The organism is Croceibacterium selenioxidans, assembly GCF_018599195.1.
GTDB classification, from domain to species: Bacteria; Pseudomonadota; Alphaproteobacteria; order Sphingomonadales; family Sphingomonadaceae; genus Croceibacterium_A; species Croceibacterium_A selenioxidans.
This window is the reverse complement of sequence record NZ_JAHFVK010000002.1, coordinates 32,211-56,504: the sequence shown is the minus strand read 5'-3', so window position 1 is coordinate 56,504 and position 24,294 is coordinate 32,211. Positions and strand designations below refer to the sequence as shown.

The 24,294-nt window shown below is 60.6% G+C and carries 12 protein-coding genes; 9 read left to right on the top strand and 3 right to left on the bottom strand.

Annotation, left to right across the window (positions count from 1 at the left end):
- The first annotated feature begins 12 nt into the window (after nucleotides 1-12).
- The 4 genes from KK137_RS09225 (at nucleotide 13) to KK137_RS09210 (ending at nucleotide 4,400) form a co-directional block, all read left to right on the top strand.
- Entirely contained in the window at nucleotides 13-768 is a 756-nt protein-coding gene (locus tag KK137_RS09225; protein WP_214536155.1) for a glycosyltransferase family 2 protein, read from the top strand.
- 6 nt (nucleotides 769-774) lie between these two features.
- Complete coding sequence (locus KK137_RS09220) at nucleotides 775-2,106, top strand: nucleotide sugar dehydrogenase (protein ID WP_214536154.1); 1,332 nt, start codon at nucleotides 775-777, stop codon at nucleotides 2,104-2,106.
- The gene (locus KK137_RS16825; protein ID WP_214537451.1) at nucleotides 2,093-3,553 is read left to right on the top strand and encodes an MmgE/PrpD family protein; all 1,461 of its coding nucleotides are present in this window, start codon (nucleotides 2,093-2,095) and stop codon (nucleotides 3,551-3,553) included. The genes KK137_RS09220 and KK137_RS16825 overlap by 14 nt, the downstream gene beginning before the upstream one ends.
- Nucleotides 3,554-3,617: 64 nt before the next feature.
- Entirely contained in the window at nucleotides 3,618-4,400 is a 783-nt protein-coding gene (locus KK137_RS09210; RefSeq protein WP_214536153.1) for an NTP transferase domain-containing protein, read from the top strand.
- Between the two features lie 23 nt (nucleotides 4,401-4,423).
- Here the strand turns inward: KK137_RS09210 and KK137_RS09205 are convergent, their stop codons facing one another.
- Genes KK137_RS09205 through KK137_RS09195 form a run of 3 tightly spaced genes read right to left on the bottom strand, consistent with a single transcriptional unit; the run spans nucleotide 4,424 to nucleotide 12,108 of the window.
- Entirely contained in the window at nucleotides 4,424-7,279 is a 2,856-nt protein-coding gene (locus KK137_RS09205) for a protein-arginine deiminase domain-containing protein (RefSeq protein WP_214536152.1), read from the bottom strand.
- A 24-nt stretch (nucleotides 7,280-7,303) separates the two neighbouring features.
- Entirely contained in the window at nucleotides 7,304-10,192 is a 2,889-nt protein-coding gene (locus tag KK137_RS09200) for a hypothetical protein (protein ID WP_214536151.1), read from the bottom strand.
- Nucleotides 10,193-10,233: 41 nt separating this feature from the next.
- Nucleotides 10,234-12,108, bottom strand: a complete 1,875-nt coding sequence (locus KK137_RS09195) for a hypothetical protein (RefSeq protein WP_214536150.1) — start codon at nucleotides 12,106-12,108, stop codon at nucleotides 10,234-10,236.
- 1,206 nt (nucleotides 12,109-13,314) lie between these two features.
- On the opposite strand from KK137_RS09195, the gene KK137_RS09190 reads away from it, so the two are divergent.
- From KK137_RS09190 to KK137_RS09170, 5 genes are all read left to right on the top strand, one after another.
- On the top strand, nucleotides 13,315-18,609 hold the full coding sequence (locus tag KK137_RS09190; protein WP_214536149.1) for an autotransporter outer membrane beta-barrel domain-containing protein: 5,295 nt from the start codon (nucleotides 13,315-13,317) through the stop codon (nucleotides 18,607-18,609).
- Between the two features lie 806 nt (nucleotides 18,610-19,415).
- Entirely contained in the window at nucleotides 19,416-21,728 is a 2,313-nt protein-coding gene (locus KK137_RS09185; RefSeq protein ID WP_214536148.1) for a TonB-dependent receptor, read from the top strand.
- Between the two features lie 253 nt (nucleotides 21,729-21,981).
- Nucleotides 21,982-23,337, top strand: a complete 1,356-nt coding sequence (locus tag KK137_RS09180) for an MFS transporter (protein ID WP_214536147.1) — start codon at nucleotides 21,982-21,984, stop codon at nucleotides 23,335-23,337.
- Nucleotides 23,334-23,720 (top strand): nuclear transport factor 2 family protein, encoded by a 387-nt coding sequence (locus KK137_RS09175; protein WP_214536146.1) that lies wholly within the window; start codon nucleotides 23,334-23,336, stop codon nucleotides 23,718-23,720. Before KK137_RS09180 ends, KK137_RS09175 begins: the two co-directional genes overlap by 4 nt.
- Before the next feature lie 70 nt (nucleotides 23,721-23,790).
- Entirely contained in the window at nucleotides 23,791-24,294 is a 504-nt protein-coding gene (locus KK137_RS09170) for a DUF3237 family protein (protein WP_338028031.1), read from the top strand.

Here is a 24,294-nt window from a genome sequence, read left to right as displayed (position 1 = left end):
AAGGAGTCCCGTTTGGACGACCTAACGAATGATGCCCTGCTCAGCGTAGTCATCCCCAACCATAACTACGGGGAGTTCATAGGTGCGGCAATCGCGTCGATCGATGCGCAGACCTATGGGCCAATTGAATTGATCGTCGTGGACGACGTGAGCACGGACGACTCCGTCAAGGTTATCGAGAAAGCGTTGGCCGCGGCCGACCAGCTTCTTTCCGCGCGGCTGATCGTTCTGGAGCAGAATGTCGGCAAGCTAGGGGCCCTCAATCGCGCCCTGGAGCATGTCACGGGCCGCTATTTCATCATTCTGGACAGCGATGACGTTCTGTTGCCCGATTATGCGGCGCGGACCATCGCAGAACTGGAGCGCGCGCGCGCGGACGATGAGACGATCGCCTTTCTGTACACCGACTGCATGCTGATCTCGCGAACCGGTGAAGAACTCGATCGCGGCAAATCCACTGGCTGGGACAAGGCGTTGCTGGAGCGATATTCGTTCGTCCCCGAACCTGCGACCTGCCTTGCCGCTCCGGTATTGGAGGCAGCGCCGTTCGACGAGGCGATCCGCAAGGGTACGAAGCACCACAAGTGGAAGAAGATCGTCGCGAATGGCTGGAACGGCCGCCATCTGGCCGAGCCGCTGTTCTGTTACCGCATGCACCAAGGCAACCTCTCGGGAATCGGAAAGCGCGTGATCGATGAAGTCGACCGCGGTGAACGCGGGGAACGCATCCTGTCCGGCTACTGGCCGCTCCAATCAACGGATCGCTGAAAGCCCATGCCCCAGCCTCTCAGCGGACAAGTCCACCAAGAGGAGTTACTGGCGGCTTTTCCGCTGAAGCTGGAAGATGCGCGCATCGGTGTAGTCGGGCTGGGGTACGTCGGCCTTCCGATCGCCGTCGCACTGGGGCAGCAGTTCCCGACTATCGGCATCGATATCAACGCGTCGCGCATCGAAAAGCTCAAGTTGGGGCACGACGCAACAAGGGAGACGAGTGCGGAAGACCTGGAGACGGCAACCCATCTGACATTCACAGCCGAGTGGGCGGAAGTCGCCGCCTGCAACATATATATCGTCACCGTTCCGACGCCGCTTGACGGTCATAACCACCCGGACCTTGGCCCGCTTGAAAGCGCTACCTGCGCTATCGGCCATGTGCTGAAGCGCGGCGACCTCGTGATTTACGAAAGCACGGTTTATCCCGGCTGCACCGAGGAGTTCTGCGTACCGATTCTGGAAGATATTGCCGGCCTCACCTGCAACCGCGATTTCTTCTGCGGCTACAGCCCCGAGCGGATCAATCCCGGGGACAAGGATCACAAGATCGGCGATATCATGAAGATCACCTCCGGCTCCACGCCCGAGGCGGCCGAATTTGTCGATCAGCTCTATCGCCGTATCATTACGGCAGGCACTCATCGGGCAAGCTCCATCCGTGTGGCCGAGGCGGCCAAAGTGATGGAAAACACCCAGCGCGATCTCAATATCGCGCTGGCAAACGAATTGGCGATGATCTGCAATGCCCTAGGTATCGACACCATCGAGGTGCTCGAAGCGGCCGGCACCAAGTGGAACTTCATGCCTGTGCGGCCGGGCCTCGTTGGGGGGCACTGCATTGGCGTCGACCCCTATTACCTGACTTACAAGGCCGAAGAGATTTCGTACCATCCCGAGGTGATCCTGGCCGGTCGCCGCATCAACGATCGCGTTGGCAAGTACATCGTAAACCAGTTCGTGCGGCTGATGGGACGCAAGGGATTGTTGGGAGGCAACCCGCGTGTCCTCGTGCTGGGCTTCGCCTTCAAGGAAAACTGCCCGGACCACCGCAACACCAAGGTTGCCAACATCGTCAGCCACCTGCGGGAATTCGACCTTGCCGTGGATGTCTACGATCCCTGGGTCGATGCCGCTCAATGCGCGGAAGAATACGGCATTCGCCCCGTGACGGTCCTCGAAACCGGCAAGTACGATGGCATCATCCTTGCGGTGGCGCATGAGGAATTCCTGGCTTTGGGAGCCAGCGGCATCCGCGCTCTCGGCAAGCCCGGGGCTGCGCTTTACGATGTGAAGTCGGTATTGCCGAAAGGTTCGAGCGATCAGCGCCTCTAGACCAGGACGGACTCCACAGCAGGTATTTGGCGGCTGGATTGCCGATACCGCTGACGACTGGCCGCAAGAGGCGCGGGAATGGGCCCATAGGGAATTCGTCGACACGATCGCGGTGATGGTGCCCGGCTCGATCGATCCCCTGGTGGACAAGCTCTTCGTCACGGTTGAGCCTTGGGGACACGGCCCTTGCACCGTTCTCGGCAAGGCGCAGAAATTGGCCGCACCCTGGGCCGCTCTGGTCAACGGCGCGATGGCTCACGTCCTGGATTTCGATGACAATTTCGATCCGCCCAAGGCACATCCCAGCGCGGTGTTGGTGCCGGCGATCATGGCAGTGGCGGAGGAGGAGGCGCTTTCCGGGCCTGCAGCGATCGATGCTTATATCGTGGGATTGCAGATCCTGGGTCGGATCGGTCAGGGGCTCAACCCCACGCATCGCAATCGCGGCTGGCATGCAACCGCCACCGTTGGCGTTATGGGTGCGACCGCCGCGTGCGCGCGGCTCCTGAAGCTTGAGGCGGAAGCCTGCGCTCGCGCACTTTCCATCGCCACCAGCATGGCCGGCGGCTTCATGTCGCAGTTCGGCACGGAGATGAAAGCGGTTCATGCCGGGCTCGCTGCGAAAGGCGGCATCATGGCCGCGAGGTTCGCGCAGGCGGGCGTCACCGCGGGGGAGGGCACGCTTGATGGCGTCACCGGCATGAACCGGCTGATGGTGGGCCCGGATTACGAGGAACTCCGCGACTCCCTCGCTCACGTCGAACATGGGCAGACCTTGCGTTTCGAGCTCGAAAACGTGGGTGAGCCTTTGCTGATCACCGAACACAAGTTCCGCGTGAAGCGTTTCCCCACATGCGGGGCGATCCACCGCGCGATGGATGGGGTTCTCGATCTCAGGGCCCGCTACGGCTTTACCGCCGCCGATGTGGTCTCGGTGGATCTCCATATGCCGCGAGTGCACTTCAACAACGTGTTCTACACGGATCCGCAGACCCCTCTTCAGGCCAAGTTTTCGGCCGAGTACGCCGTGGGCTGCGTTCTCGCACGGGGCGACTGCACGCTGGCGGACTTCTCGCCGGAAAAGGTGATGGCTGAGGACGTGCGAAAGCTGTTTCCGCTTATCCACCGGCATCCGGTCGACAAATCGGAAAGCGAATTCCCAACCGAAGTTCACGTGAGGTTGAAGGACGGGCGCGAGTTGAAGGCGGTCGTGGCCTGGCCCCGAGGAAGCAAGGCGGCTCCTTTCTCGGATGCCGATTACTGGAACAAGTTCGACAAGTGCAGCGCCGGTGTGTTGGACGCCGAGGCGCAGGCACATTTGCGTGACGCATTGGAGCGGTTGCCCCATCTCTCGCACGCAAGCGAAGTCATGCGCAGGGCTACGTTCCCGTCCCATGATGCACCCAGCCAGCAAGGACAACGAAGAGTCTATGACAACGCAGAATGACTCGTCCTCGGTCAGTACCGGTCCCAGAACTTCCGTCCTCGTGATGGCGGCCAGCCGCCGTGGCGTGGACGATCCCGTCGCCAAGCTGCAGCAAAAATCGCACAAGTGCCTGGTCGAGATTGGCGGACAGGTGATGCTGGAACGCGTGCTGGAAGCGCTGATCGACAGTCGTTGCTTCGATCGCGTTCACGTCTCGGTGGATCGCCCCGACATACTCACTGCAACCCCAAAGATGTCAGCCTGGGTGGATGAGGGTCGCGTGGTCTATGTGCAATCGCACGGCAATCTCGCGGACAGCGTCCTTAGGGCGGTGGAGACCATCGGCAACGCGCTTCCCCTGGTCATCACGACGGGAGACAACGCACTTCATACTCCCGAGATTGTCCGCGACTTCGTACGCGACTTCCATGCGAGTGAAGCCGACGCCATTGTCGGCCTCACGAGGGAAGAGGTGGTTCTTCGTGAGTATTCCAATTCGGGGCTGGCCTTCCATCGCCTCAGGGACGGCGGCTTTTCGTCCTGCAACCTCTATGGCTTGAAGACTGAGAAGGCGCTGAATTTAGCAAAGGTCTTCGAGAGTGGCGGCCAGTTTGGTAAGCGACACATCCGCATCCTGAAGGCGTTCGGCCTGTGGCCTTTCATTGTTTACAAGCTCAAGCTCGCAGACGTGTCGGGTCTGTTGAACGTGATTGGACGCAGGCTCCGCTCTGACATTGAGATTTCCTGGCTGGATTATCCCTGGGGTCCGATCGATGTGGATCACAAGCACAGTTTCGATTTGGCAGAGGCCACGCTGTTGGGCCGCGCCTTTCCCCATCAGTCCGCGGCGATGGAGCAGCATTCCTAATCAGCCTGTTCGGACGGCGGGGATCAGCCCGGGCGACTTCTAAGGACGTTCGTTCCGCAATGAATCCCACCGCTGTGTACGTGATAGTACCAGGAATCGACCCAGTGCACGGTCAGCCCGAGCGACTCTAGCACCAACTGGATGTAGAGCTCGAACACGTCGACGGTATTCTCGGGAATGGCGATCCGGGTCCAGGTCTTGCTCAGAACCTCGCCGTTTGGACCGAACGCGCCCGGATTGGCCTGGCGCACGCGATCCATCACCTTGCGGATTTCCGCCTCGTACTTGTCCTGCCTCGGGTGCGCATCAGCGGTATCGCCCTTGCAGTAGTCGACCGGCCAATTCTTGAGTTCGTCGAAGCCATCCTTGAAGTAGGTGGCGATCCAATACAGGGTCTCCGGCTCCTCGCTGGGATGATTGGCCAGCTTGTCCTTGGCGTGCACGAGATGATAGGTCGATTGCGTGTCCCAACTGGCAGTGGAGAGGGCTCCGACCAATCCGATCGACAGCCTCATCTCGTCGTATTCGGGGTCGAATTTCGATGGCCACTTGGCGAGCTGAGCGACAAACACGGCCTCGCTGGCGCGCGTCCAGTGCCAGGTGCGATCGAGCCCGCGAGCCTGGATCCAACCGATGTCCGGCAACGGAGGCAACTTGTAGCCCGCCACACTCAGGGCGCGAAGCAAGGCGATCGCATCGGCAGGGCGCATACGCGGGCCGTAGGGCCGCGGCACAAGCACATGGCGGTTCAGTGTTTGCAGGTTGACCGCGCCGGGAATCACGGCCTGGGTGCCGTCACCGACATAATCACCCATGCGATCGAACAGCACGGGCAGACTGTGCACGGGCACGCCGCGGAAGTCCTGTTGCAGTACCGTGTCCAGGCGGAACGGTAGCGCCTCGCGGCGATACTCCTCAAGATCGCCGTAGTAGTGAGACGACAGGAAGTCTTCCGGGCTTCGGAGCGTGTTCGAGAGGTACAGGGCGTCGATAGCGCGATTTGTCGTCCCGCAGGCCGTCAGGAGATCGGCGCAGGTCATGAACGCAGCATAGCGCGCGCTTACGACCGTGCGCGCGCTGGCGACGAGGAAGCGTCGGTCGTCGTAAAAGGCGGAATCGCCGTAGGGTTTCGAACGGGTCTCCGGTTCTTTCTTGCCTAGCCCCGACCGGTCGTAAGGGCTCTGTGTCCCGACGAGCATGCGATAGGCCTGCGGCGGATACTTGGGATCGGACAGGCCGCCGGCACTCTCATGGATCCATTTCTTCCCCCTGAAGAGTCGCGTTACAAGCGTTCCGGCCTTCTGCATGCGGACGGCTTGTTCGAGCACTCCCAGCGCGAGCATTGGGTCGGCACGGAGAATCGAAAAGCTCCCCCCGGCACCCGGTGCGAACGCCATGACCTCGTCGATGTGGGCGACGTGCAGCCAGCGCGTGTAAACCGCGCTGTGCGGTTGCCGCGGTCCGCGCGATTTGAGGAAACCCACGAGCGGGGGATGGTCGACGGACCCTGTCAAAATGCGCCCGTAAGCCACGTCGCCAAAAGACGGGGACACCTCGATGTTACCGCCATAGTTACCGGAGCTGTGCAGCGCTCGCAGCTTGCGCCAAAACCGTTGCAGGACTTCCTTGTTCTGGGCGTTGAACTCCAGAGTGCGGGCCTCGCTGCCGCCGCCTTCGCCCGCCTTGACCTGCACGGTCAATCGCACGGTTCGATCGGGACCGGCCGCGAAGAAGCTAGAGACCTCCGCGATGCGGCTGTTGAGCACGCGGATCGCCGTCAGAATCTCGTCGTCCGCAGAGCCATAACCCGCCAGAAGCTTGAGGTTATCGTCAATCGCCAGGCGCACACGGTAAAGATCGCTCGTGTCTCCGCCTTCGAGCCGCGGATTCGCGTCCTTCCGGGCTTTGCGCATGACCGAGAAGACATGCCCGAGCAGCAGCACCACCCGTCCGAGATGCTTGTAAAGCACGAAGGATTCAGCGACGCCCAGCGAGAAGTTCACCGTACCATCGCTCAAGCTGACCTCGTCGGCCCAGAAGTCCTTAGCCACGCCGATCGCGTCGGAAGGAAAGTGCCCGTCGGTGAAATTGCGTAAGTTGGGTGTGCCGGGCACCAGGGCTGAATCGTTGACCATGCGCGGCAGGTGCACAACGACGCGCTGGCTTTCCCCCCCTGCGACACTCCAGCCCAGCTGGAATTGATCCTGTAGCCAGCTGTCACCGCGGTTGACTGTAACGGGCACGACCGTGATCGGCACGCCCGCAAGCTTCGCCGCCTTCCCGACTTCGACGAGCGAGGGACCATTGTCATCGACGTCACATACGAACAGGCGCTCCGCGGGGGCGTCGTCGCCAAGCAGGATTACATCGGCGGTTGTCACTACGCGGCCCGCGATGCCCGCCTGTTCAGCTTTCAACTGGTCGCCGTCAACGAGCCGAAAGGTGATCTGGCGCGGCGTCGAACGGGAGGCCGCCGTAAGACCCCAGTAACTCTGGGCCTCGAGGAAGAACTGAATCTCGTGCTTGGTATTCCTCGCCCGGGCTTGCTTGAGGTTGATGCGCACCGGGCTCTTCAACCAGCCCGCGACGGGGACTCCGCTCTGGTCCAGCACACCGAACAGGCCGTCGGTGAAATGGATGTCGAGCATCGGAGCGGTGGTCGTCGTCCATTCGCTTTCGGTCAGCATCACCTCGAACGAATAGATTTCGCGATCCTTGAGCTTGCGGCTGGGGCGCTCGCGGTCGGTCTGCAAGTTGCGGGCTATGTCGTCGGCAGAGACCTCGGGCGGCAGCGGTCGGCCGCTCGCATTGATGTTGGGTAACAGCCGCCACGCGCCGGTCCGCGCCAGCGTCGTCGTCGGTCTGAAGCGGACCTCCATGCGCGCGGTCGCCCGGTCAGCCGATCAGGGAAATGTCGGGAGTTCCGGTCCCGCTTGCAAATGCACCAGCGTCGTCGGCAGGACGACTTCCCATGGGTCGCCTTCCGGCTTGGCGTTGGCGAGGTCATCGGTCTGATTGCGAAGTTCATCGGCGAGCGAGATGAACAGCGGGTCGTCGAGCTTGGGAGCATCTCCGCCGCCCCAGATCGCGCCATTCTCCAGATAATACATGACCGCGTCATTGTAGGCCGTATGCACCGGCACCAGCACGCGCGCCGAGCCCGCCTGAAGAAATCTGGTGAACAGCGGATCCACGTCGAAGGTGGTGACCTTTTCCACCCAAGTGGACTCGCGGCCCCAGAAATACGGGTAGAACAGGTAGGTGAGGTTTTCCCATTCGAACGCCTGCTCGAAGAACTGGACCTGCTTGCCCTCCTTTAGCGCGTCGAAGATGTCCATCGAGGGGACGTCTTCGGAGCCGGATTGCTTCATGGCGTCGAACGAGCCGAACGTCCATGTGTCCATCAGCATCTGCACGCACTGCTTCTTGAGTTCGGTCTCTTCGATCTCGCGGTTGATGCGCGGGTTCTGCCCCTGGATCACGACGCCCGCCTGGACTTCGCGAGCCGCGAGTTTTTCCTCATACTCGGCCTGCAGCGCCTTATGCGCCGTGCGGATCTTCTCGTAAGTCTGGATCTGCCAGGCCTCGTAAGTCTCCCAGCGTCGCACGCATGTCGCCATGACCTGGAGGAAGTATGAGTGGACGTCGTAGACGTTGATCGAAAACGGCACGATGCCTTCGTGGATGCCGACACTGCCCGCCACACCGTCGCGACGGGGGTTGAAGCCCGAGTTGTCGAGCACCCACCAGATATCGTCGCGGCCGATCGACACCTTTACGCTTGGATGGGTCGTGTGGATGACCGACACGCTGATCGCGAAATCCTGCACGATGTAGCCCGCAGGAATCACCAGGTCCTTAGAAGTCTTCGCGACGGCGATACCCGCCTCGATCTTTCCTTCGGAGGCCATGCTCGCCGACATCAGCTTGAATTCCGGCGGGGGTGGGACGCAGCCCTCGACGCCATAGTCACGGATGAAGTCGTGGTAATTCCAGTCGTCGAGGTCGTAGGGGCGGAAGTTCTTCGGCAGCGGCTTGGGCGGCGAGACGTCCTTCACCGGTTTGTGTGTCTGTGCGTAGGCCAAAAACGCCGCCGGCTCGGGTACGATGAACTCGAGCATCATGCGTTTGCCGTAGTTGTAGATCTGGGCCTGGTAGTACTTGTCGACCCACCGATAGACGCCGGTGACGTGGTCGGGCTTGTCCTTGTTGTCGATCCCGTGGGTGTTGAGTTCCTCGACTTCGTGCAGCGTCTTGCGGATCCGTTCCTCGCGCGTCTTCTTCTGAATTCTCGATACCGAACGGTCGACGACCTCGCGTGCGTAGTTGCTCGCGTTCTTGGTCGCCTCGGTCGTTGACGTGGAATAGGCGAAGTCTCCGTGCGCGCCGAACGTGACCGGTCCGTAGGACGCCGTCACCGTGACGCCGGCCTGCACGCTCATCTGCTCCTGGATCGTCTTCTCGCTTTCCCTCTTGAGCTCGAAACGGTCGGTCGTTTGTGTGTCGCGCAGCGTCTCCTCTTCGGTCTCGACCTCGGTGGTGATTGTTTCCTCGACGCGATCGAGAACGCGGTGCTTTCGCTCCTTGTACTCGCCGCGCAAAACGTTCTCGATGTGCGCAACCTCGCCTGCCGCGTACTTCTTGAGCGTCTGCTTGACGACCTTGAGATCGCCGATCCCGAGCGGCTTTATTGATCCACGAATATTCGGGAACAGCGTCGGGATGGGAAAGATAACCATCGTGTCCTTGACCGAGTTCGCGAGGTAATTGAGCTCGCGCACCTGCATCGCACCTGGCGGCATCTGCTCCAGAAACTTCACCGGGTCGGCAGCCCGCACCTGGTAGTTGAGCTGGTCGAGCCGCCCGCTCAGCGCGTCGAGCGTCGTCGGCAATCGGAAGTTATCTTGCGTTACGCGTAAGGCCGACAAGGCATCCTGTGTCTCCTCCGACATCGCCCTGAAGGCCTCCGGATCCACCTCCTGCCGTAGTTCCACACGCGTCACCTGAGTCTTTGTTTCACGCCCGCTACAGGTATCGGGAACGGCAATCTCGTCGGTGTCCTGTTCCGTTCGCGTAATCGTCGGCAGAGAACGCACTTCGCGCAGCGCCGCATGCGTGTTCACCAAGTCGGTCCACAGCTGCCGGTGCGTGAGGTCGCCCGGCGCTTCTTCGCGTTCCTCGCCGCGCGCTGGCGCCGGCGGTGCAGGTTGGGGGAGGGTGGTCATGAACTTGTCGACCACGGGCTGCGCGGACAGGATCCGGGCGAGCCCGGCGGCGCCGTCGATCGGCATCCCGGCGGCAATCGACTGCAGCAAATGGAAAATCCGCAGGTTGCGCGTCAGGTGTTCGAGGTTTTGCGGCGTGCTGAGACCGAGCAGGACAAAGGCGTAGTATCGGTCCCAGAGTTCGTCCAGCTGCCGCTGGGTATCCGGGGCGCCGAGGAAGTCCTCGAGGGGGAGGCCAAGGGCGCTCTCTATTTTCTCCCGCAGATTCTGTGTCGTGATCTTTGTCGCGGGCAGGGACAGTGCGGCAGCCTCGACGGCGTCCAGCTTGGTGTCGCCCGCACTTTGCGGGAACTCCAGGTCGTAGTTGTGGCGTTCGATGAAAGCTCTCACCAATTCGGGGATGCGGGCGGCATCCGCTGGTCGGAAGCCTGCGACGAGGCGCCCTACGGGCGTCTCGCGGGGATCACGCCGATCCCGGATGAATCCGCCTTCGCGATCCCGTGGTGGCGTCGGCGGACGAAGAGCGACAAACTTGAAGACGTTGGTCGGAGGGATCGCGTCGGCCATGTTCACTCCTTCTCCAGACTGGGATTTTCAGTCCAACCGGCTCAGGCAATGCGGTTGTAGCGATAGGTAAGTTCGTACCGGCTCTCCTCCTCGTCCGAGACGTATTCGCGAGTCTCGCGGTACTGGAAGGGAATCTTTTCCGGGGGGATGGTCTTGTTGACGTTGACCTTGATCCCGGCGTTGCTGGTGAACGTCGCGGCGGGCGGGATCGGGGCGGCGGCGCTGGTCAACCGGTCAAGGTCGATGATCGAGAGCGCGATATTGTCCTCGATGATGAGGTCGGCAGGCGCCCACAGCGAGTAGATGAAGTCGATCGCAATGACGACCACCGCGACAATCGCTGCCGCGATCACGCCCTTCCAGCCGACTGCCTTGATCGCCACGCCAAGGCCACCTCCGGCTGAGATGAGGCTGAGCAGGAACTCCCACTGTTCCTTGACCAGATCGACAAAGACATCGCTCCATTCGTTGATCTGGGCGTTGTAGGCGCTCTCGCTGTCGATCTCGTGTCCGAGCACCCCCAAAACCAGGGCGAGGATCGGCTGGTCGCTGGCAAAGACGATGCGCTCGACATTGCGAGACGTACCGCTGTCGAATTCGACGCCGTCGAGCACGTCCTTGAAGGGTGTCTTGGTCATTGCCAGCGGCTCGTCGGAGAGGTTCATGGCGCATGCGATGGTGCGCAGCCCGACTTCGTCCGAGCCCCAGGACGCCGGCGCCGTCTCCTTGCGGGCGATGATCCGCTCCACGACGATTTGGTAACGCGCCGTCGGCGGGGGCAGCACGTTTATGTATTCGACGTTGGACGCGATCTCCGCTCCGAAGCCCGGCTTGTTGACGCTGTTCGGCACGACAACTTGGACCTGGTAGATGCCCGGTGGAAGGTCGTTCGGCACCGTGAAGGTCGCCTTGTCGTGCACCCGGCAGTCGTTGATGAGCACGGTTTCGCCATTCACGATCTCATCGCGTGGCGTATCGGCGTCCCCGAAGATGAATGCCTCGACATCGCGGCTGATCGTATTGGTGTCCTTGTCGATGAGGCGCACCTTGGCATTGACGTCGAAATAGTTGACGCCCTCGAGCTCCAGCGATTCCCCCTGCGAAATGTCCAGCACCCGGCCACACACGCCCGCGACGGGATTGCCGGGGCAGTTGCCGGTCTGCACTTCGCAGACCACCTGCGGCTCGCCGTTGACGATAATCGGCTGGCAACTCTGCTGCACTTCGTCGGGCGTATATTCCTGCGGCTGCAGCGAAGGGATATAGTTGGCGGTGCGAAGCTGGTTGATGCGGCAGATGCGCACTTGCGTGAAAAAGTCCTCGCCGACAGGGACATAGAGCCGATCTTTGCCAGGCCGTTCGACCGCCGCGGGATCGCCGAACAAGGTTAGGGCGGCGCGCTGCTTGATCTCCTCGATCAAACCAATGACAAGTTGCCCCGGGTCGAGCGGCTGTGCTGGATCGGCAAAGGCCTGATCGGTCACAAGCGTGCCGCGTTGCCCGGGCGGTATCTGGTCGAGCCCGTCCACCATGCAGCGCAGTAACGCAGGTGGCAGAGCGTCCAGCTTGCCGAAAAGCCGCTGCTCAAGCGGGTTGGCCGGCGAGTAGCCGGCGCCATAGCGACGGATGGCGTGCATTGTGCTCGCGGCGAGCAAGCTCGGCACCTTGCTGCGCGCGGCACGGATCGTCAGCTTCTGCGCCCGGCTAAGCTTATGCTTGGCACCGGCGACCGGCGGTAGGCATGTCCCTTGCGGAGCGCAGGCGAGGCAGTCCTCACCGTCGCCAGGCCCGTTGGGAGTCGGCGCCCGATCCGGAGGAGCACAATAATTGTGGATGTGAATGTCGCCAGCGGTGCGAATATCGAATGTGAAGGTGCAGCCGTCGCAATGGTCCTTGGCGCTACCCTCTCGCGGCATTCCGTTCGCGTCGGTTTCGCTGGAATAGCCGGGCTTGCCCGGAACCGTCCGTCCGTCCCGCTTGCGCGCCTCAACTAGCGTTTCGGCGGGCTTAGCGGCGCTTTGTTCGGGGGCCCTCGAATAGCCTTTTGCGCCTTGGGACGAACCCCTGCCCGACGCAGAGCCGGCTGATGATTGCGCATTCTTGCTTCTTGGAATCCGACTGGATTGCATGACGAGTCCCTCCGACGCCTGTGGCGGAACGGCGGAGCATTTCGCACTCGCCTACGACCCGTATGCAGAAACCGTATAGCATGGACGGCCTGCATTGGACTGCCAGTAGACTGATTTCCGACGCATTCTCGGCACCAGTCAGCCCGAATTGGAAACGAATTGCGGGCCTTTGGCAGCAGCGGCAGCTTGTGTTGAGATTCTCCCAATTGGAGGTTGGCTTCGGCCAGATCTGCCTCTGAATCTGAGTAAAGCGCACCAAAACAATGGAGTCATCCTGGCATCTATAGATTTTCGTACTTAATAGATCGACAGAATGTGATAAACTAAGTGTCTATTATAAGATGTTCTAAAGTCCTTAATGATCGGCAACATAAGATATGCCAATTCATAACTTTGTGCGGTTTCCTTTCTGTCCAATACTAGGGGTCTGTGAGGGTTTCACCCGATTTTCCTGAGCGCCGTCGCAAATTAAAATGGCTGCCATCACGAGCAAAAGGTGAGCGATGCGCGTGACATCCAACCCCAGGCGCCGCGTGTGGATTGTGGCGCCGCCTGTCGAGCCGACATTGGTGCCGTGCGATCTTACTTCCACGTGCGGAGCCTTTTTCGCGATCTCAAATCAACAATTACCAGTCGTTCGAAGGCGGGAGATCCTGTGGGCCAAAGCAGGTCCGGGCCCGGTCGCCGTCGGTTTTGAGCGACGGCGTCGTATACCAAATCTCATTAATGCGAATAGAAGCGATAACTATATGGCGAGGGATGTAATATTTGAATGATCCTCAGGTTCTGGTTTCTTTATGGTTTAACTTAATGCTGTTTATGCGAAATTCGTGAGCGAGAAATATGAATAATACTGATCGGTATTTTTCAGGCGTGCGTCAGCCGGCTGCAGGTGTTGGTGTTGGTGTTTTAGATAGATGCGTGATGCCCAGCTCGGGCAACCCCAAACGCCTGATCCGATCAAGCTTGAAGGTTGAAGTTTCGACTGCCGCAATGCTGGCCGCGCTGGCCTTCACGGCAGTCCCGAACCAGTCTTCGGCATCCTCTTGCGGAGATGGCGCACCGGTAGCCGATGGCGGCGCTTGCGATTTGTCGGCAAATGGGTTCGATCCGCGCAACAACGACAACCAAGTTGGCGCTGCTGTGGTTGATGGGGGAGATACGATTACCCTGACGGGCTCCGGGCAGATGATCGAGTTAGGTGTTGGCGGGGCGACCAGTAAGCTTCTTGGCGAATTGAACGCGACTGCCAATGGGAAGGAAAACCTGTTCCTTGGCAGACAGACGCAGGGAGTCAGCACACCCGATCCGATCACCGGCGCAAATGTCGTAGTCGCAACGTACAATTCGGCAGTCTTTAGTTCGTCTGACTGGGGCCAGTACCGTTCTGGGGCGACGGAATTCTATCAGAACGTCGGAGACGACCAATACGTGGACGTCCGTCTGGGCACGGCCGCGGGGGGGACGCTGGTCGTGGATATTGGTGTTTCTGGTCAGTCACCGGGCACGCTCGGTAATTTTGTCGTTCTGGCGGCGAAGCAAGCCTCCCTCGTTTCGGCGGTCGGCGCCGGAAGCGTGGTCGAATGGACATCGCGCAACCAGCTCGATCTGGGGAATTCCGCATCCGCACCCGCAGGCGTCACCACGCGGACTGTGCAGATCGCGATCCCGAACTACGCCGGGACATTCGTAGGGTTCGACGGGCAGAGTCACACTGTTAACAACAAGGCCGAACTACAAGCCTATAACAACGTCCTGATCGCGGCGCTGCAAAGCGGGAGCCTGTCATCGCAGGCGGCCTACGATGCGGCTTTCAATCAAGCTGTCTCCTTCACGAACGAAGACGTGACGTTCAGCTTTACGATCGATCCCGGCGACGAAGTGACCGTGCCGAGGGACCCTACCTATTCGGTGTCGGCTAACGGCCTTGGCGCGAGCGTGATCATCAAATCGGGCGCCCAGATTGATCAGCACCGGGGTCCTGTGCTCGCCACTAACGGCGGGCATGTTGAAATCGAGAACGGAGGCCAACTCTCGGGCCATGCCCAAAGCCTGAGCGTCACTGCCGGCGGCACCGCGGTCAACAACGGCGTAATCTCCGGCGGATACTATACTGGAAATGGCCACGACACGACTGGCCCTGGGACGAACCTAGGCAGATACATCTTCGCGCAGACGGTCACCGCGACTGGCGCCGGGTCGACCTTCGACAATAACGGCATCATCAATGTGGCGGGTTGGACCGGCAGCACTACCGACGCGATCGCTCAGCACGGAATCGCCCTGGCCAACGGCGCTACCGCGACCAACGGTGGGATCATCAACGTCGGCGTGAATAACAACTCGCTGAACGGCACGATCGATGGGGTGATCGTAAACAGCGGGGGTAGCTTCACCAACCTGGCTGCAGGCGAAATATATCTCGGCCGCGCCGCCCAGTACGACGTCAACGCTCCCGAAGCGGTCGCGGATACCTCCAACCTCGTCCCGCAAAGGGGGATTTTGGTGAATTCTGGCACCGCTTCCAACGAGGGAAGCATTGTGGTGGGGACGGGTATTCAGAACGCCACGGCAATGCTGATGGCGTCAACCGACCCTGCTGCGAGCCTGGTTAACAACGGTACGATCGTGATCAACGGTGCCGCTGGAGGATCGCCCTTGCTTAACGTCGGCATGGGCGCAAACGAAACCGCCGGGACCGTATCCAACAATGGCACGATCACGTTGAACGGCGTCAACGGAATCGCATTGCGTGCGATCGGAAACAGCACGGCAACCCGCATTACCAACACCGGCGTGATCAATGTTGCCGGGAATGCCGACCCGGCCTCGGGGCTCCGCAACTATGGCGTGTGGGCCGAAGGCACGAATGCCACCGTCGATCTGGCAGCGGGCTCGGACAATTTGAGCGGCAATGGCGCGATCGGTGTTCATGCGCGGGGTGGCGCCACGGTGAACATCAGTGACGGCGCGAGCGTCAATTTTCTCTCGGGCACCGACCAGATCGGTTACTTCATCCACGGGACAGGATCGTCGATCACCAACCTGGGTACCGGCATCCAAACCGTCAACACAACCAACTCGACCCTCTTCCGGATCGAAGATGGTGCGGCGTTGAGCACGGACTCAAACCTGGCGGCTTCAGGGCAGGGCTCGATAGCGATCGTCTCGACCGGCCCTGGTGCTGACGCGGTCCTTAACGGTGGCGCGCTGGGCGTAACCGGTAACGGTGCGAGAGGTGTTCTGGTGGAGGGTGGTGCGACCGGCACCCTTGGTGCTGGCACAGTAGTTACGTTGACGGGAACGGACGCGACTGTGGGGATTGCGGATGGGCAAAAGCATGATCTGGCCGGCGCTCCGGTCGGGGCGCCGGACCCTTCGACCAGTCTGATCAACCAAGCGGCAATGACGCTCTCGGGCGCAGGCACAGACGCCTTCATCGCCCGAAACCGAGGCACGTTCGTCAATCAGGGCACCATCGACATGACCGGCGGCGGTGCAACGGCTGTCCATGTCTTGTCAGGTGGCGTGCTGGACAATCAGGCCGATATCACTGTGGCGAACGGCACAGGGGTCGACCTGGAAGGTGCAGGGTCCACCTTGCGCAACCAGGCGGTCGTCACTGTCCAGGACGGTGTGGCGGCCCTCCATGTGCATGATGGAGGCGGCGGCAGTGTCGATGGCACTTTCGTGGCCGATGGGACCGCGCACGTCGTTCTCATCGGTAGCGGCACCACAGAGCTTGAGCTGACGGGCGCCACCCTGACGAACCAAGGCGCTGGAAACGGAATTGAGAATGCCGCGGAAATCGGCGCCATCGTTCTGGCCGATACCGTGATCGATGTCGTCAGCGGTGCTGGGATTCGAACGGCAACCTCGCTCGATCCGACGTCAACCGTCGCGATAAAGGTGGCGGGCGCCGGAACCGGCCTGGCCTTCCAAACTGCATCAGGAAATGCCACTACCGAGACTCTCGTGCTCGGGCCCGGCTATGATATTGTTGGGGAAGCTTCCGGCGCTATCGGGATACTCGCCAACACTACCGGCGCCGTCGACAACGCAGCGACGGTATCGATGAACGATGCGGGCGCGGGGGCCGCGCTGATCGCCGGCACAGCGAGTTCCACGAACAATAGCGGATCGTTGCTCTCGCTCAGCACAGTAAGCCCGGTTGTCGACCTGTCGAATGGCACGGGGTCTACCTTTGCCAACTCAGGAACCATCGGTGCGGTTGACGCAACCGGCCAAGCTATTCTCGGCAGTGCCGGTGCGGATGCGATCACTCTTTCGGATGGCGCAGTCCGGGGCGTTATCGCCACCGGCAGTGGAACTGACGAGGTAACCTGGGAGGGAGGGACGCTGAATGGCAGCATAGACATGGGCGCGGGCGACAACGATCGTCTCGCCATCGCCAACGTGAATTTGTCTGGAACCTTCCATGCCGATGGCGGGACCGGCGCGGGCGACGTGCTGAGCTTCGTTGGGACGCAGCACCGAGGTGGCTCCTTCAGTGCCGACGATCTGACCAAGGGATTGAATGTCGGCCAGGACTGGGAGACCCTTAATTTCCTCAGCGGAACAACCTTCACCTTGACCGCCAACGTGTTGCTCGGCGGATCAACCATTAATGTTGACGCCACCAGCACGCTGTATGCCGGCAATGGGGTGCTCCCCGTCATCCGATCGGTGCCCGGCGATCCCGCCACCGTGAACAATGCGGGGACCATCGACCTGACCAACGGCGCCTCGGGCACCAGCGATCGGCTGACCATCGAGGGAAACTATGTCGGCCAGAACGGCCGAGTGGCCTTACAGACCCTTCTCGGCGCAGACGGCTCCCCTTCCGACTTGCTCGTGATCGACGGTGGCACAGCGTCGGGAGCTTCGTTGCTGCAGATTAGCAACTTGGGTGGGGGTGGGGCGCTCACTCCTGGCAACGGCATTCTCGTTGTCGACGCGGTCAACGGCACCACTACTGGCCCTGGAGCGTTCGCGCTCGCGGGCTTCGCCATTGCGGGTCCGTATGAGTATACGCTCCATCGCGGAAGCCGAGATGCCAGCGCGCCAGAAAGCTGGTTCTTGCGCGACACGTTGGACGCACCGACCCCGACGCCTACCCCAACGCCAACGCCAACGCCAACGCCAACGCCGACCCCGACCCCGACACCGACCCCCACCCCCACGCCCACGCCCACGCCAACACCAACACCAACACCAACACCAACACCAACACCAACACCAACGCCCACGCCGACCCCGACGCCTACGCCTACGCCTACGCCTACGCCAACGCCGACTCCAACCCCAACACCGACGCCGCACTATCGTGAGGAGGTTTCACTTGAGACAGCGATCCCCGCGGCAGCGCTGGTCTATAGCCGCGGCACTCTCGATACTCTTCACGAACGAGTCGGCGACGAGGAACAACTCCGCGGCGACGCGGAACTGCGCGACGAGCAGAAACCGAACGGAATGTGGGGCCGGCTCATTGCCAAAAACGTCAGGCATCACACCGAACAAGGCATCTACGGCGACGGCCCGAGCTACAAGCTGGATAGCTGGGCGCTACAGGGTGGTATTGACGTCTACCGCGAGGAAAATGAGGACGGCAGTCGCAATCACGCCGGCATTTACGGGGTTTACGGTGAAGCCGACACCCGGGTGAGCCACCAATTACCGAACGCGGAATTCGCGGGCGGCGAGATCGAGATGAAAAATGCCTCGCTGGGGGCTTACTGGACGCACTTCCTGGAACAGGGTGCCTACCTCGACGCCGTAGCTCAGGTCACCTGGTTGAACATAACCGCCAAACCCCGGCGCCTCCGCGCGGTCAGAACCGACGCAACCAGTGTCGCTGCCTCGCTGGAAGGAGGGTACCCGATCGAGATCAGTGATACATGGCGCCTCGAACCCCAGGCCCAGCTAATCTATCAGACACTGTCGATCGACGAGACCCAGGATATCGCGGCCGATATTCGCTTCCGCAATCTCGATTCCCTAGCCGGACGCCTCGGCGCACGCCTCAACAACATTGGCGGGGAGTTGGGGTGGATCCGCGTCAATCTTTGGCATGAGTTCATGGGGAGGCCGACGACTGAGTTCTCCTCGGCTTCGGGCTTCATCCCGTTCGATGCGGAACTTCCACAAACGTGGTGGGAAGTCGACGCCGGTGTCAGTTGGCGCATGGACCACAACACGACATTGTTCGGAGGGGGAAGTTACAACAGCACCTTCAACGGCGATAGCAAGGCCTACGATGCTAAGGTCGGCCTCCGTCTGAATTGGTAGCAGAAGCCCCCAAAAAGGTTCGCGATGCGAGGGGATGTCCGCGTTAACGCGACCCATCTCCCCATTCAATACACCCCTCCGAGAAAGACGTCGAACCGGCCAAAGAACCCATGAGGTCTGAAGAATTGGCATTAAAAGCAGCTATTTAGGGTATCCCCCTAGAGACTCCTTGGCCAGCTGCTGCAATGGTGAATCACCAAAGGTTTTTCCGGCCTCCGGAGCTCAATGCCGAGAGATCTTTGGACCGTCCCGGCCCCCTACCAGGCGGGACGCAATCGGTTGGGCGCGCGGACGTCTTCCTCTCTTGGCGTCCGTGTGCCCAGCTTACCCACCCGCCATTTCGGCCGAACGCGAAGTGGAACGCTCATACGGGCTGTTACGTAGAGCAGGCCGAGGCGTTTCAAGGCTTTTCAATGAAGCGAAGAGTCGCGTGTTTCCCTGGTTTCGCCATTAGATGCATTGGGTCTGAAGCATCTATTTGCCCGCTTGTTTCACTCGCATACCGTCAGCAGCTAAAATGCGGTGGTGACGCGGCCGCACATGCTCCTGAGCCGAAGCAAGGTCAGGTCAGACCTCCCCATCTTCGTTCCTGAACTGCGGTCGACTTCCTGAAATTCGCCCCTCTCCCGGGCTTGCTCGCCTCGCTGTGACGCCAAGGCGGTGGTCAAGATCCTGACAAGAGAGACGGTAATGCGTTGATTTATAGCATAAATCGCAACGGCAGGCGCGAACCGGTTGACAATCATAACGACCGTTATTGTAAGTAGGGGCAATTATATCAGTCGTTAAAATCAGGGAGAGATTGGATGTTGAAGCGGGCAACCCGCGATGGTTTTCGTGCGGGCGTGGCAAGCATAGCGCTGGCCGGAGCATTTACTGGCAACGCAGCAATGGCTCAGGATTCCGGGGAATCCGGCGATCAAGGCATTAGTGAAATCGTCGTCACGGCGCAGTTTCGCGATCAGAACCTTCAGGACACCCCCCTAGCTATCACCGCGGTCGACGCCGCGCTTATGGAAGCGCGAAGCCAGACTAACGTGGAGCAGGTCGCACAGCGCGCGCCGAGCGTGCAGTTCACGGCCGGCGGCCAAGGTGGCGGCGCACAGACCGCCGCGGTGAACATTCGCGGCATCGGCGCGACCGATTTCCAGTTTCCCAACGAACCGGGCGTCGGTGTCTATATCGATGATGTCTACTATGGCATTTCCTTCGGTACCGCGTTCGAACTCGTCGACCTCGACCGGGTTGAAATCCTGCGCGGCCCCCAAGGCACCCTGTCGGGCAAGAACTCGATCGGGGGCTCGATCAAGCTATTCAGCGAACGTCCGACCGACGACCCCAATGGATACGTCGAATTGGCTGCCGGCTCTTACGACCGGCTCGGTTTGCGAGCTGCGACCAACGTTACGCTGGTACCTGACAGGCTTTATCTGCGCGTCACAGGGGTCGGCAAGCAGGTCGACGGCTACCTCACCCGGCTTGACTATCAATGTGTAACCGGTCGCGATGCCCCGGGCGGAAGCTTTGCCACGAAGTCGGAAGATTGCGTAATCGGCACCGAGGGCGGTCAGAAGGTCCTTGCCGGACGTGCCGCGTTGCGCTGGCTCGTCAACGACCGCATCGAAAATAACCTGATCGTCGACGCCACCCGCGACCGGTCCGAGGCCTCGCCGGCGAAGGCGATCTACCTTCCTCCGATCAATGGCAACGACTACCTTACCGGGCCGGAGGACTACACAAACTACTCGACCTACACCGGCTATCCGGGCGAACCGGAGCAGTACACCAACCCTGCAATCAGCTATTTCGATTCATGGGGCGTGTCGAACAACCTTGAGATCGACCTCAACGACTCCCTTGCGCTGACATCGATTACTGCCTTCCGTCACGCTGATGGTCAAAGCGCTTGGGATGGCGACAATTCGCCCGAGAACATCTCCAACAACTTCAGCACTTTCAGGCACGATCAGTTCACCCAGGAACTGCGTCTGTCGGCCACTGTCGGCGAGACCGCCGACATCACCCTGGGCGGTTATTACTACAAAGGAGACAGCGAACTCGGGGGCCGCGTGCACGTCGGGATCGCGGGGCTGGATTTCGTGCCCAACGATCCATTCGACCAGACAAGCGTCTCAGCTTTTGCCCATGGCGTCCTGCACATCACCGACGCGCTGAATCTCACGGCCGGCTTGCGCTATACCGATGAGAAGAAGACCTACACCTTCAGCCGCACCAGCCCGCTCCCCGGCGTGCCGACCGATCCTCGTGTGGCTTCGCTCGACGGATTGAGCCGCACATTCAAGGGCGACAACATCGACTGGCGCGTGGCGCTCGATTACGAAGTCGCTCCCGATATCCGGCTCTACGGTCAGGTCGCGACCGGGTTAAAGGGGGGCGGGATCAATCCGCGTCCCTACCTTGAGATGCAGGCCGTTCCCTACGACCAGGAGACAGCCACGTCGTACGAAGCGGGGCTCAAGTCGATGCTGTTCGATCGCCGCCTGCGCCTCAACTTGGCGTACTATCACACCGACTACCGGAACTATCAGGGGCAGGTCAGTGCATGCCCGGATATTAGCCCGCCGGGCTTCCCCTTCTGCTCGGCCACCCGCAACGTCGGTGATGCCAAGATCGACGGGTTCGAAGTGGAATTCGACGCTCGGCCAGTTGAGGGACTCTCGATCGACGGCTCGGTCAGTTACACCGACTTCCGCTTCACCGATGCCATCGAGGGTAGCGGCATTGTTCCCGGCGTGACCGAAGCCCCCTTTGTGCCCGCTTGGAAATACGCCATCGGCGCGCAATACGAGATCGGACTGAACGGCTCCGGTACGATCGTGCCGCGTCTGGACTGGACCTGGCAGTCGCACATGGAGAGCAACATCCCCAACAACGTGCCGGGTTTCGAACTGGGCGAGGTTGAGGCGCGGGGCTTGCTCAACGCGCGTATCGCCTACCGCAGCGAGGATGAAGATTGGGAGTTCGCGCTGGCGGTGACCAACGTGACCGATAAATTCTATTTCAACAACAAGTACGACCGCATCAGCCAGTCGGGCAACGCCTACGGCATGCCGGGCCGCCCCCGTGAATTCGCGGTCAGCGTGAAGAGGAAATTCTAACCGGATCCTGCCGCTCTATCGGTTGCGATCCCGTAGAGCAGACACCTTTCGGGCCGGGGACAGTCGTCCTCGGCCCTCCTTTTTTATCGGCAAGGAACGCTCGAACGAGGGCGCGAGCGCAGTCTACGCGTTCGGGCGAAACGGCTCTCACAAACTTAGTCTGGGCCGATTGCCTAGCCAGTCGGACATTGCTTGATTACTCAACGAAATTGGGCGACAGCTGCCTCACTTGCAGCTGGCGGAATGATCTCCCATGCCCCGTTTCGATATCGAAGGCTTCGTCGACCGTCAGCGCATCGGACGGACCCAGATTGCAGTGTTGTTGGTTTGCGGCCTGGTCTGCTTTATCGATGGGTTCGACATATTCATGGTCGGCAAGATCGCGCCGGCGATTGCCGCCGATTTCGGGCAACCACCGGAAGCTATGGCGATGCTTTTCGTGGCCCAGCAGATCGGGCTTGCTGCTGGTGCTTTTATTGTTTCTCCGCTGGCCGACCGATTTGGAAGGCGGCGAATGCTGATCTGGGCCTGCGCCCTGTTTGGGCTGATCACCCTGGGCAGCATTCACTCTCAGACGCTGACTCAATTGGCGATCCTGCGTGGCATCGCCGGTCTGTTCATGGCAGCCGGCCTGCCCATGGCGCTGGCGCTGATCTCCGAAATGACGCCACGGCATCGGCGTTCGATCTTCATCGCAATTGCGCTGGCGGGGTATTCAAGCGGAAACGCCGCCAGCGGCGCGGTGGCCGCATGGTTGCTGGATGCGTATGGCTGGGAAAGCGGGTTCGTAATCGGCGGAGTCGTCCCGCTTCTCTGCATTCCACTACTTCTGCTGCTGGTTCCGGAATCCCTGAAGTTCCAGGCCGAACGTGACGCGCGCGATCCGGCCATCTCGGCAACGATACGTCGCATGGACCCGACTGTCCGACTGTCTGGCGATGAGGAGTTTGTCCTCGGTACCAATGCGGCCACGCCGCAGAAGGCCAGACTGTTCGACATCTTCCTCGAAGGCCGGGCATGGATGACCGCCTTGATCTGGGCCGCGTGCATCTTGTCGATGACCAATATCGCCCTCCTCGCCTCGTGGCTGCCGACCTTCTTTCAGGAGATGAAGGACATCCCGATCCAGCGCTTCGCCATTTCAGCGATGATTTCCTATCTGGGCGGGATCGCGGGAATGCTCTCGATCGGTTGGCTCATGGATCGCTTCGACCCCTCGCGGTTGATTTCGCTGTATTACGTGGCGCTGGCGGCTTCGCTCGTAGCGATGGCGTGGGTACCGTTCGAGGCCACGCTGTTCATCGCGGTGCTGATCTTCTGGAATTTTGTCCAGACCGGGGGCCAGGGCGGCCTCAACACGCTGGTGACGCAGGTCTATCCGCCACGCATGCGTAGTACCGCGCTAGGCTGGGCCGGTGGGGCGGGGCGCGTCGGCGGGGTACTGGCACCGCTCTACGGAGCCTTCGCCATCGAACAGGATTTTTCGCTGGAGACGACGCTCGGAATTGCCGCAATCGGCCCACTTGTCGTGGCGGTGCTCGTCTTGTTGCTTCGTCATACAGGAATGTCGCGCAACCTTGATGCGTCCGGCGTTCCAGCACGGGCATGAGCGCAGAGCCTGGATCGCCCAGTTGGTTCGCAGCGTATCTCGCGGCGTTCAATTCCGCTGACTTCGACGGTTTTGGTGCGTTTTACGATGATCGCGTTGAGTTCCTCGGACGGGCATTTCAAGCTGTCGGTAAGGACGCAGTCTTGGAGTTCTACCGCAAGGTGCGCGCGCGACTTGATGAGCGGGTGGAGCTTCTTTCCTTTGTCGGCTCACCCACGATCTGCGCAGCGGAAATCTCAACAACGCTTCGGGCGCATGAAGACTGGCCGGACTTTCCAACCGGTCCCCTTTTGGCAGGCGTGGTCCGCCACAGCACAGCCTTCGTGTTTTACGACATTGCCGGTGGGCGCTTTACCCGCATTCGCTCTTGCCGGGTTCAATAGGCCGAATCCCACCAGATGTCGTTGATTAATCAACGTGTTTTCCTAGCGTCAGCTAGTTGTTTTATAAGGTATGAATATGGAAACGGCTATTTTCCAGGAAACCGCCCACCCATTTGCGCCGCGGTTCGAATTTGCTTTCACAGTCAGCATCGAGCTTACGAAACCCGTATGGGTTGAGCCGAGCAGCATGGGTGTGACGCGCGCCGGGATATGGGCTGCGTCCGGCACCTTCGAAGGGCCCCGAATTCGCGGCCGAGTTATTCCGATGAGTGGGGGCGATTACCCTCTGGTACGCCCGAACGGCGTGATCGATTTCGACGCACGTTATTTCCTTGAGGCCGATGACGGCACAACGATCTACTTGCAAAGCCGCGGTTATCGCTGGGCGGACGGCGACGCGATGGAACGCATGGCGCGCAACGAGCCGGTCGGCCATGACGAATACTACATGCGGGTTTCGCCGAAGTTCGACGTGCCTGCGGGTCCGCACGAATGGCTAGGTAAGCACATCTTCGTCGGTGTGGCCGAGAAGGTGCCCAGTGCTAACCGCATTCACTATTTCATGTTGCTTTAG

Coding starts and splice junctions, on each gene's coding strand:
- KK137_RS09180 (WP_214536147.1), top strand. CDS start 21,982: ATGCCCCGTTTCGATATCGAAGGCTTCGTCGACCGTCAGCGCATCGGA.
- KK137_RS09190 (WP_214536149.1), top strand. CDS start 13,315: ATGCTGGCCGCGCTGGCCTTCACGGCAGTCCCGAACCAGTCTTCGGCA.
- KK137_RS09170 (WP_338028031.1), top strand. CDS start 23,791: ATGAATATGGAAACGGCTATTTTCCAGGAAACCGCCCACCCATTTGCG.
- KK137_RS09220 (WP_214536154.1), top strand. CDS start 775: ATGCCCCAGCCTCTCAGCGGACAAGTCCACCAAGAGGAGTTACTGGCG.
- KK137_RS09205 (WP_214536152.1), bottom strand. CDS start 7,279: ATGGAGGTCCGCTTCAGACCGACGACGACGCTGGCGCGGACCGGCGCG.
- KK137_RS09175 (WP_214536146.1), top strand. CDS start 23,334: ATGAGCGCAGAGCCTGGATCGCCCAGTTGGTTCGCAGCGTATCTCGCG.
- KK137_RS09195 (WP_214536150.1), bottom strand. CDS start 12,108: ATGCCGCGAGAGGGTAGCGCCAAGGACCATTGCGACGGCTGCACCTTC.
- KK137_RS09185 (WP_214536148.1), top strand. CDS start 19,416: ATGTTGAAGCGGGCAACCCGCGATGGTTTTCGTGCGGGCGTGGCAAGC.
- KK137_RS09200 (WP_214536151.1), bottom strand. CDS start 10,192: ATGGCCGACGCGATCCCTCCGACCAACGTCTTCAAGTTTGTCGCTCTT.